Below are 9,526 nucleotides of genomic sequence, written 5' to 3' on the forward strand. Positions count from 1 at the left end.
ACCCGACACCACAGAACCCGGCACCTGACCAGTAAGAGCCCCGACCTGCTGCGGGAGAATCTCTGCAGCCCATGGGTCAGATGCTCACGGCCTCGTGCTCACGTCACGCCCCCACCGACGCCGACCCGTCTCAGTGAGCTCGTTCGACCGCGATCCGTTCGATCCGCGGCAACGCGAGAGCCAGCACCGGTAGGTATCCCGCCGCCCAGACCGGGGCCCCGAAGCTGACGACACACCCGCCCGGCACTCCGATGACCTCGTGCCGGGTCGCATTCACACCGGCCACCCTCCACGCCCACAGTCGCCGATCAACGAAGTCGGTGATCTCGAACGGCAGGGACAGGCCCGCCACGGTCGTGACCGTCCCCCGCGCACCGGCCGTCAAGCCGGAGTCGCCGTCGACCCGGGCATCCGAGACGGTGGGCCCCCATCGCGGCCAACACCGCACATCGGTGATGACCGTCCACACGGTCTCCGGGTCCACGTTCATCCGCAGTTCGGTCGTCCACATCCCGCGCCGAAGCGTCGTGCGGACTCTGATCATCGAACTCAGCCACGTGGCGGATGCGAGGTGTGTCATCGTCCGGCCCGGCCCCCCAGCTCCCGGCCCTGTCCGCCAACTCCTCGCGGTGGGCCGCTCCACCCCGGCGACAGCGGACTCCCCTGTTCGCGGACGCGACGGATCATCATCCCATGGTGGCAGAGCACCGCGCAGGCGCAACCGTCGACGGTGGTCACCACCACACCCCAGCGGAACCCGCCGAGTCAGCTGGTCCGGTCCAGGATGAGCCGAACCGCTTCCCGGGGCGCGTCCCACTGCGGGAAGTGGCCGCACCGATCGAACCAGTGCAGTGTGGCGTCGGGGAACGCGCGCGCGGCTCGGTGAGCCTGGGCCGGAAGCGTCACCAGATCGCGGCGACCCCAACCGATGGTGACCCGTCCCGGGACCGAGCCCGCGGGGGCGCCCTGCTGCTTCGGGCCCTTCGTCAGCGCGTCCATCGCCGCGCCCGTCGCAGGCGCGTCGGCCAGTCCCGCCACGTCGGGCAGCACGGTCCGCGCCGGCAGGGCCCAGGGGCGCACGGAGAGCTGCGCCAGCAGCGCGGTCCGACTCACCGGATTACCCAGCAGAACCGGAAGCGCTCCGCGCAGTGCGCTGACCAGGGCGATCGACGGTCGCAGGGTGGCGCTGAAGATCGCCAGCTCACGATCGCTCCAGAATCCACCGGGGTCCAACGCCACGGTGTCACCACCGACGCCGCGCCGGGCCAGCTCGAGCACGATCCGCCCACCCATCGACTGCCCGGCCGTGGAGACCCCGTGCAGACCCGACTCGTCGATGAACCGGGCGACCGAGTCGGTCAACGTCGCTATGGAGACCTCACCGTCGAGCGGAGGGGACTCGCCGAACCCCGGCAGGTCGACCGCGATGATCTCCCGGCTCGCGGCCAGGTCGTCGATGATGGGCTCCCACGATCGCCACCCCGCGCCGAGGCCGTGTACGAGAAGTAGTGGACTGCCCTGACCGCGTCGAACATGATGCAACGTCATCAGTCAAGCCTACGGAGTGCGCGGCGGACAGGTCGCGTGCGACGTGCCACGATCGGGGCCCGGTGCCCGGGTCCGAGGTGGCAGACCGGCGACGACGGATGGGACGATCGAGAGATGCGCACCCCGGACGGCATCGACCGCGATCGTGACGAGGACGGCCGCGCGCGCAACGCGCGTCCCCGCGACGAACTCGGCCGACCTCTGCCACCGGGGAGCGTCGGAGTCGAGCGCATTCCCGACGACCTGGACCTGTCCCCCGACGAATCGCTGGCGTGGGCGCAGGACCTGCTGGACCGCGGCCTCGCCTTCCACGCGCACGAGGTGCTGGAAGGCGCGTGGAAGAGCTCCCCCGCCGACGAGCGGGAGCTCTGGCAGGGCCTCGCCCAGCTGGCAGTGGGCATCACCCACATCCAGCGTGGCAACACCACGGGGGCCCTGGCGCTGCTCGAGCGTGCGGCCGACCGTATCGGTGGCCGGGACGGCCCGGCACCCCACGGGATCGATGCCGCCGGATTGGTCACCCACGCAAACGACCTCATCACCGAACTCCGCCGAGGGACAGTCCCCGCTCCCCCTCGACTGAGACCGCATCTGAAGCACGGGCCACGTCCGCGCTAGGGCGTCGTCACCGTTCGGGACGGCCTTTCAGCCGCGCGCGGCCCGCTGGTGATCCGCGGTGTACGCGGCGAGGACCTCTCGGACTCCGGCGTCCCCCTCCCGGCCGGTGAATTGGCTGAGTGGCACCGCGAGGCGGTCCAGCGACGCCGACAAGGTACGAGCCCCGACACGCGCCTCCACGGTGTCGACCTCCGCGACGGCATCACACAGCTCCAGCGCGTAGTGCACCTGGCGGGGCAACGCCTGGTAGGGATTGGCCTCCTGGAAATAGTAGGTCTCCGAATGCTGTGTCAGATCCACGGTCACGACGTTGATCTCCGCGGCGAGGCCCTCCGTCACCCGCGAGATGGTGTCCGGGGGAGGTCTCGAACCGCCGCGGCGAAGTCGGCTTCCGCCAATCCGTGGAGCCGCAGGGCCAGTGCGCTACGACGCGAGAGCGGCGGATAGATCTGCATGAACCAGGTGAGGGACGCGGTCAGCAGCGCGAACCCCGTCAGTGCCTCCACCGGGGCCAGAAAACGGATGAGAGGTTCCGTGGCCACCACGTCCCCGAACCCCAGGGTGGCCAGGGTCACGAGGGACACGTAGAGCGCCTCGGCGGCGACCGGGTGTCGACCGGGGTCGATTCCGGAGGAGTAGTCGAATCCGTCCGGGACGTGCGGGAGGTAGACCAGCGCCCACCCCACTGCCTGCAGCAACACCCAGACCAGAACAGTGACCACCATCCCCGCGGGGCCCACGATCGAGCCCAGACGGTGCCCGAACCGCCGGGAGACCGCCCACAGTGCGGAGAACACCACCTTGCTGAGTGCCGCCTCGCTGCGTGGGTGCATCAGCGCGCGAAACACGTCCATCAGGCCGAGAGCGATGATCCCGGCGCCGACCACGGTGTGAACGGGCGGCGGCGGGCCGCAGTCATGGGTGGCACAGGGTGGCCCCACCCGGCGGACGTCGAGGGTCGTCCTCACGCCGCCTCGGCACCGCGCGCCGTGCTCGGATGCTATCCCTTCGCCTGGCGGGCAGCGTCTCGGGTGCATGGGCGGCCCGAGCCGACGGGCCGGACGCCACCGGGTGTGGCCGTGCGCGGGATCCGCGCCACACGCTTCCGTCTCCACGGGTCCGGGCCCCGGGGATGCGCGTAGCGTCAGGGGCACGCACCCGTCAAGGCTGGGAGATCGACCCATGAACACTGTCAACGACACCGCCGATCGCATACTCGCCCGAGCTGCCGACGCCCCGCACGGCCGACACGCCGAGATCATCGTCCACGAAGGACCTCTCCGCCAGTCGCTGTTGGCCCTGACGGCGGGCACCGAACTCGAGGAGCACAACTCTCCCCCGGCAGCGAGCCTCTACCTGCTCCGGGGGGCGGTGCGGGTGACCGGCGAGACCACGGTCGACATCGGCGCCGGCGAACTCCACGCCCTCACCCACCACCGGCACGCCGTCACGGCCCTGGAGGACTCGGTCTTCCTCCTCACCACCGTCACCGGCATCGAGGGAACGGGCAGCCACACCGATCCGCCCTCTGCCTGAGCCGATCCCGACCGCGGTGTCCCGGAGACGGTGTCCCGACGCGGGAGCTCTGTCGCCGAACCCCTGACGCCGAACCCCTGACGCCGTACCCCTGGCGCAGTGCCGGCGAGTGACGGACACTGACGAGATGCGCACGCGCCACGTCAGCACGGTGATCCACCGCTCCCCGGCGGACGTCTACGACCTCGCCTCCGACCACACGAAGCTCGCCACCTGGGCGTCTGGGCTGGCCACCGCGCAGGCCTCCGTGGACGGCGACACCCTGGTCGTCGACTCCCCCATGGGGAGGGTGAGCGTCCGATTCGTCCCCAGGAACGACTTCGGGGTCCTGGACCACGAGGTCACCCTGCCCGACGGCGCGATGGTCCACAATCCGCTCCGGGTCCTGCCCCATCCGGACGGCGCGGAGGTGGTCATGACCGTCCGTCAGCTCTCCGACGACGACGACGAGTTCGAGCAGGACGCTGCCACCGTGGCAGCCGACCTGGATCGACTCAAGGGCCTCCTCGAGGGGGAACGTATTCCGGTCCCCCCGTCTTCTGCGCGTCCCGCCGCACAGGCGGATATCCGTGTGGCGGGTCCGGCGGACGCGACCTCACTCGGGCGCATGCTCCACGACTTCAACACCGAGTTCGACTGCGCCACCCCGAGCGCGGCAGAGGCGGCGACACGGTTCGAGCGACTCCTCGAGCGCGAGGACGTCCTCGCCGTCGTCGCCGGACTCCCCCGGGGCCGCGAGGCCGGGACCGATGTCGGCTTCGCCTTTCTCACCCTTCGCCCGACCCCGTACTGGGACGGTCCCCTGGCCCAGCTCGAGGACCTCTACGTTCGTCCGGACCTCAGGGCCGCCGGCATCGGAACCGGGGTCCTGCACCGGTCGGTGTCCGAGGCCCGACGGCGCGGCTGCGAGGAGATACTCATCAACGTGGACTCGGACGATCTCGGCGCCCGGCGGTTCTACGAACGTCACGGCTTCTCCGACCACGACCCGGACACCGGCTCCGGGATGCGGTGCTACCTGCGACAGCTCTGACCCCTGAGGGTTCACGCCGCGTCAGCCGACGGTTCCGGACTCCTCGGGAAGGATGTGGCGCAGGATGTCCGAGATCGTGATCACGCCGACGAACCGGTCGTGATCCATGACCGCGGCGAGTTGCTCGCTCCGCTCCCGCGACACCGCGAGCGCCTCGTACACCGGCGTCCGGGTGTCGAGCAGCATCACCGGCCTGGCCAGGTCCCGCGCCGGGTGGCCCTCCTGCTCCATCAGCGTGTCGCGCACATGCACCACCGCCGGAGTGGAATCCCCGTCGAGGAGGAGGATGCGCATGTGTCCCGTCCGAGCCGCGGCCTCCTGGACCTGCGCCACGGTGGCCTCCGCGGCCACCGCGGTAGGTGCCCTGTCGGTGTCGACGAGTGACCCCACCGTCAGTTGATCGAGGCCGAGCGCTCCGGTCAGCGGGGAACTGAACGTCTCGTCCAGGGCGCCGACCGACGCCGAATGCTCGACGAGTTGCCGGATCGTGGCGGCATCCTGACCTCCCACCGCGGCCCTCTCGACCGGGGTGACACCGCTGGCGGAGACCAGTCGGTTGGCGACCTCGTTCACCCACCGCAGGAGCGGCCGGAAGACCCAGATGAAGCCCCGGGAGGGAATCCCGATGAACTTGGCGGAGAACTCCGGATGCGCGATGGCCCACGACTTGGGGGCCATCTCCCCCACCACCAGGTGGAGGAACGTCACGAACAGCAGTGACAGCGCGAACGCGGCGCCCCCGGCCACCTGTACCGGCGCGCCCAGGGAGGCGAGGACAGGCCCGAGCCAGGCGTCGACGGCCGGCTTGGTGACCGCGCCCAGTGCGAAGGTGCAGGCGGTGATCCCCAGCTGGGCGCCCGCGAGCATGACGGTCAGCTCGTTGATCCCCCGCAGGGCGGCCCGCGCCGAGGCGCTCCTCTCCGCGTCCTTCTCGAGCCGGTGCTGACGAGCCCCGAGAAGCGCGAACTCGATCACCACGAAGAAGGCGCTCAGGACGATCAACGCCACGGTGATCGCGGCGACGACGAGTGGATTGTCCATCACTGCTCCTCCCCCCGTCCCGGCTCGAGCCCGTGTCCCGTCGCGGGGTGTCCGTCGTCCCCGGGACGCCCGGAGTGCTCCTCCTGGGAGTCCACCAACCGGACCAGCAGTTCGCCGGGGACCAGCCGGGTCACCTCGAGGACCTCGATCTCCAGGGCGAACTGAAGCGGTGTCTCGGCGATCAGTTCCCGGGGCTCGATCGGCAGTTCGACCCGCACGGTCTGACCCACTTCCGGGAATTCGCCGTGAGCGGAGATGGTCAACCCCGCCATGGTCTCGTAATCTCCGTGCGGAAGCTCATGACCGAGCGATCTCTCGGCCTCGTCGACGTGGACGTCACCGTCCATCCGCCAGATCCCCTCGTCCACGACCGCGATGACCGACTCGGGTTCCGTGTCGTGTTCGTCGGTCAGCTCCCCCACCAACTCCTCGGCCAGATCCTCGATCGTCAACACGCCCGCGAAGCCCCCGTACTCGTCGACCACCGCCGCGAGCTGCGTCTTCGACCGGGTCAGCGTCGACAGCGCATGGGGCAGGGACATCAACGAGGGCAGGACCACCGGTGGGCGCATGATCTCCGAGACCGGGGTGTCGACCTTCGCTCCCACGCGGAGGAGGTCGGCCAACTGAACGACCCCCAGCGGCTCCAGAGTCTCCGAGACCACCGGATACCTCGTGTGTCCCGAGGCCATCAACGTCCGGACCTCTCCGACGGTGTCATCCGGGCCCACCACGCTGGTCTGGGGACGCGGGATCATCGCGTGCTCGACGGTGCGATCCGGGAAGTCCAGGATCCGGTCGATGAGGACCGACAGGTTCTCGGGCAGATCGCCGCTCTCCCGGGCGTCCGCCACGATTCGCTCGAGATCCTCGGCGGTCGCCGTGGAGTCCAGATCGTGGACCGGTGTGACCCCGACCAACCTGAGCAGCAGGTTCGCCGCCCGGTCGAACACCACGATGAGCCAGCCGAACACGGTCAGGTAGAGGGTGGTGGACCGCGCCAGCCCGCGGGCCAGGGGCTCCGGACTCGCGATCGCCAGGTTCTTGGGATACAACTCGCCGAAGATCATCTGCACGACGGTCGCGGCCACCAACGCCAGGACGGTGCCCACCGTGACGCTCACCGCCGCGGGGACTCCGACCCCGCCCAGGAGGGTCCCCAGCGATTCGCCGACCAGTGGTTCGGCCACGTACCCGACCAGCAGGCCGGTGACCGTGATGCCCAACTGGGCACCCGACAGCATGAAGGACGTCCGTTGCGTGACCCTCAGTGCCCGCTGGGCGGCGACGTCTCCGGCCTCGGACAGTGCCTTGAGCCTGTTCCTGTCCACGGACATGTAGGCGAATTCCTGTGCCACGAAGTAGCCGTTCGCGGCGATGATGGCCAGGATCGCGAGGATTCCCAGCAACAACATCAGAAGGGTCATGACCACGGGGCCACCTCCCCCCTCGGGAGACGCCGTGTCGGCACTCGAGCGCCGTGGACCTGAGAAGAACGAGGAGGGCGACTAGGCCCCGGGTCGTCGTCCGACCCGGTCCTTTCAGAGGGGGTACCCATCAGGGCTTCTCACACACTCCGTTTCGTGTGTCGATGTGGATGACTCCCCGAGTATGACGCAATCCGCCCCCCGGGACCACGACTCCCCGGCCGCGGTCACCGTCCCGGGGTGACAGGGCGGACGGTGAGGGTCTGCGCGAGGGTACCGATCGGGCCCGACTCGTCGTGCAGGGTGCTCGAGGTGAGCCCGAGCCCGCCCGGACCGAAGCTCACCCGGGTGTCGAACCCGACCCACTCCCCTCGTGGCTCGCGGAAGAGGTGGGCGGTGAGGTCGATGTTGGGGAACTGCACGTCCTCGGGAGCCGCGCGGACCGCCATTCCGTTGGCGATGTCGAACAGTGCTGCCGACCGGGCCAGCCCGCCCACCGACTCGCCTGCGACCAGCGGGACGTCGGTGCGCACCCAGTAGCGAGCCCTCCCCGGCCCGACCGAGTCCCGGCGGACCTCCGCGGACGCCAGGTACCCGCCCTGCCAGACCGAGGTGGGGTCCCACTGCGGCATGTCGGTCGGTCCCGGGATCAGGTCGAGGCCGACGGCCTCGAGCTCCGTGGTGTCTCTCGGTTGCTGCAGCCAGGCGCGCAGGCGCACTCCCACGCGATCCGCGAGTCCGTACGTGGCCTCCACGAGCTCGATGGTGCGCCCCGGTCTGACCACCTGCACGTCCACCGCGACCGGGTCCATGGGCACGGTGCCGAGGATCTCGTAGGTCAGGCGCGAGATCACCATGGGATCGTCCCGCCGACGTCGTAGATCACCCTCCACCTCGTGCACGAGCAACCCGAACGACGGGCCGATGTGCTGCACCGCCGGATCCCAGGCCCCGGTGGTGTGTGAGGTCGGGTCGAACCATCGGTCACCGAGTCGCTCGAAGTACGCCACGCATGCCCCCATCGAGTGAACTGTCACTAACTGACTACCACGTGATGAGGGGACCGACCGTGAATCGGCACCCACCGTCACCCGCGTGCGGTTGACTCTGATCCGGAAGCACGAGCCCGACCCTGCGCCCAGGAGTGACAGATGACCGCCGAGCAGTACGACACCTTCGACACCCCTGTCGACGACAGGTACCTCGACGACTATCAGGAAGGACGCACGTACCGCTTCGGTGAGGAGTCGGTGGACGCCGAGGAGATCATGGAGTTCGCCCGCAGGTATGACCCGCAGAGCATCCACACTGATCCCGAGGCGGCCGCTCACGGCCCGTTCGGAGGACTGATCGCGAGCGGCTGGCAGACCGCGGCGCTCATGATGCGCCTGTTCGCCGACAACTACCTCACCGCTGTCGCGAGCCTGGCGTCCCCCGGGATCGACGAGCTCCGCTGGGTCCGGCCGCTGCGACCCGGCGACCGTCTCACCCTGATCTGCGAGACGACCGGTGTCCGCCCCTCCAGGAGCAAGCCTGACCGCGGGGTGCTCACCACGGATGTGACGCTGGTCAACCAGGACGACGAACCGGTCCTCACCGCCACGGCGCTCAATATGGTCGCCCGCCGCTGAGCCGTCTCAGAGCCTGGGCGTGAGGTGGAAGAGAGGCAGGTGCCTGGTCGTGCGGGTGGCGTAGATCTCGTAGTTCGGCCACACCTTCACGGCGGCGTCCCAGGCCGACGCCCGCTCGTCCTCGGCCACCTCCCGCACGTCCACGGTGAGCCTGGCGCCGTAGACCGACACGTCGACCTCGCCCTCCCCCGCCGCGCGGAGGTTGTGCACCCACGCAGGAGCCTTCTCGCCCCCCCAGTTGGAGCCGACGACCACCAGGCCGTTGCGCCACGATGCGAACAGCAGCGGGGTGTCGCGCGGCTCACCAGACTTCCTGCCCGGGACGTGCAACGTGAGCGTGGGCAGCCCCGCCACCCGGAGCAGCGGGACGCGGCCACCGGAGATCCTGTTCATCCACTTGTCGACCGTCACCACGAGGTGGGAGTTCTCCCGCGTCGCGTCCTGACGTCCGAACCAGATCGCGATCGGGGTGAGAAAGTTGCTCATGAACGAACCCTAAGACGTGGGCGGACCATCACGGTGGGTCAGGGTGCTTTTCGCCGTGGCGACCACCTGGACGGACTCGAGCCACCCCCTGCGCAGCCCGGCCTCGAGCGCCGCGAGATGGAACGCCCACATGCGCCGGTACACGGCGTCGAACCCCAGTGCCGCCGCGTCCCGCCCCCGGAGGGCGAACGTCTCGGACCACAACC

12 protein-coding genes and 1 pseudogene are annotated in these 9,526 nt (G+C 69.7%); 4 read left to right on the top strand and 9 right to left on the bottom strand.

The genetic code is table 11. The features are described 5' to 3' along the window. Positions 1–130: 130 nt before the first annotated feature. Positions 131–511: an SRPBCC family protein gene (locus tag G6028_RS11270; protein WP_182658900.1), complete on the bottom strand. Its 381-nt coding sequence runs from the start codon at positions 509–511 to the stop codon at positions 131–133. A gap of 254 nt (positions 512–765) precedes the next feature. After that, positions 766–1,548 carry an alpha/beta fold hydrolase gene (locus G6028_RS11275; protein WP_182658902.1) on the bottom strand — a complete coding sequence of 261 codons (783 nt, stop codon included), beginning with the start codon at positions 1,546–1,548 and terminating at the stop codon, positions 766–768. A gap of 114 nt (positions 1,549–1,662) precedes the next feature. Between G6028_RS11275 and G6028_RS11280 the strand changes: the two genes are divergently transcribed. Further along, positions 1,663–2,166 carry a DUF309 domain-containing protein gene (locus tag G6028_RS11280; RefSeq protein WP_182658903.1) on the top strand — a complete coding sequence of 168 codons (504 nt, stop codon included), beginning with the start codon at positions 1,663–1,665 and terminating at the stop codon, positions 2,164–2,166. A gap of 27 nt (positions 2,167–2,193) precedes the next feature. Here the strand turns inward: G6028_RS11280 and G6028_RS17460 are convergent, their stop codons facing one another. Together G6028_RS17460 and G6028_RS17465 are read right to left on the bottom strand one after the other, a co-directional pair. Beyond that, a complete protein-coding gene (locus G6028_RS17460) occupies positions 2,194–2,505 on the bottom strand; it encodes a hypothetical protein (RefSeq protein WP_206685747.1) in 312 nt (103 codons plus the stop codon). Then, on the bottom strand, positions 2,502–3,020 hold the full coding sequence (locus tag G6028_RS17465) for a potassium channel family protein (RefSeq protein ID WP_206685748.1): 519 nt from the start codon (positions 3,018–3,020) through the stop codon (positions 2,502–2,504). Before G6028_RS17465 ends, G6028_RS17460 begins: the two co-directional genes overlap by 4 nt. A 328-nt stretch (positions 3,021–3,348) precedes the next feature. On the opposite strand from G6028_RS17465, the gene G6028_RS11290 reads away from it, so the two are divergent. After that, complete coding sequence (locus G6028_RS11290) at positions 3,349–3,702, top strand: cupin domain-containing protein (RefSeq protein WP_182616271.1); 354 nt, start codon at positions 3,349–3,351, stop codon at positions 3,700–3,702. Positions 3,703–3,829: 127 nt separating this feature from the next. Next, positions 3,830–4,735 carry a GNAT family N-acetyltransferase gene (locus G6028_RS18065; RefSeq protein WP_182658904.1) on the top strand — a complete coding sequence of 302 codons (906 nt, stop codon included), beginning with the start codon at positions 3,830–3,832 and terminating at the stop codon, positions 4,733–4,735. Positions 4,736–4,756: 21 nt separating this feature from the next. Here the strand turns inward: G6028_RS18065 and G6028_RS11300 are convergent, their stop codons facing one another. The 3 genes from G6028_RS11300 to G6028_RS11310 form a co-directional block, all read right to left on the bottom strand. Beyond that, a complete protein-coding gene (locus tag G6028_RS11300) occupies positions 4,757–5,776 on the bottom strand; it encodes a CNNM domain-containing protein (RefSeq protein ID WP_182644097.1) in 1,020 nt (339 codons plus the stop codon). After that, entirely contained in the window at positions 5,776–7,203 is a 1,428-nt protein-coding gene (locus G6028_RS11305) for a hemolysin family protein (protein ID WP_194306975.1), read from the bottom strand. Before G6028_RS11305 ends, G6028_RS11300 begins: the two co-directional genes overlap by 1 nt. A gap of 227 nt (positions 7,204–7,430) precedes the next feature. After that, a complete protein-coding gene (locus tag G6028_RS11310; protein ID WP_182658907.1) occupies positions 7,431–8,213 on the bottom strand; it encodes an acyl-CoA thioesterase domain-containing protein in 783 nt (260 codons plus the stop codon). 141 nt (positions 8,214–8,354) lie between these two features. On the opposite strand from G6028_RS11310, the gene G6028_RS11315 reads away from it, so the two are divergent. Continuing rightward, positions 8,355–8,834, top strand: a complete 480-nt coding sequence (locus G6028_RS11315) for a MaoC family dehydratase (RefSeq protein WP_179525234.1) — start codon at positions 8,355–8,357, stop codon at positions 8,832–8,834. 6 nt (positions 8,835–8,840) lie between these two features. On the opposite strand, the gene G6028_RS11320 is transcribed toward G6028_RS11315, so the two are convergent. After that, positions 8,841–9,320, bottom strand: a complete 480-nt coding sequence (locus tag G6028_RS11320; protein WP_182609972.1) for a nitroreductase family deazaflavin-dependent oxidoreductase — start codon at positions 9,318–9,320, stop codon at positions 8,841–8,843. A gap of 9 nt (positions 9,321–9,329) precedes the next feature. After that, positions 9,330–9,526 (bottom strand): annotated as a pseudogene (locus G6028_RS11325) (class I SAM-dependent methyltransferase); the annotation flags it as partial.

Origin of the sequence: Dietzia cercidiphylli (genome assembly GCF_014145145.1) — a bacterium.
In the GTDB taxonomy this organism is placed as follows: domain Bacteria; phylum Actinomycetota; class Actinomycetes; order Mycobacteriales; family Mycobacteriaceae; genus Dietzia; species Dietzia natronolimnaea.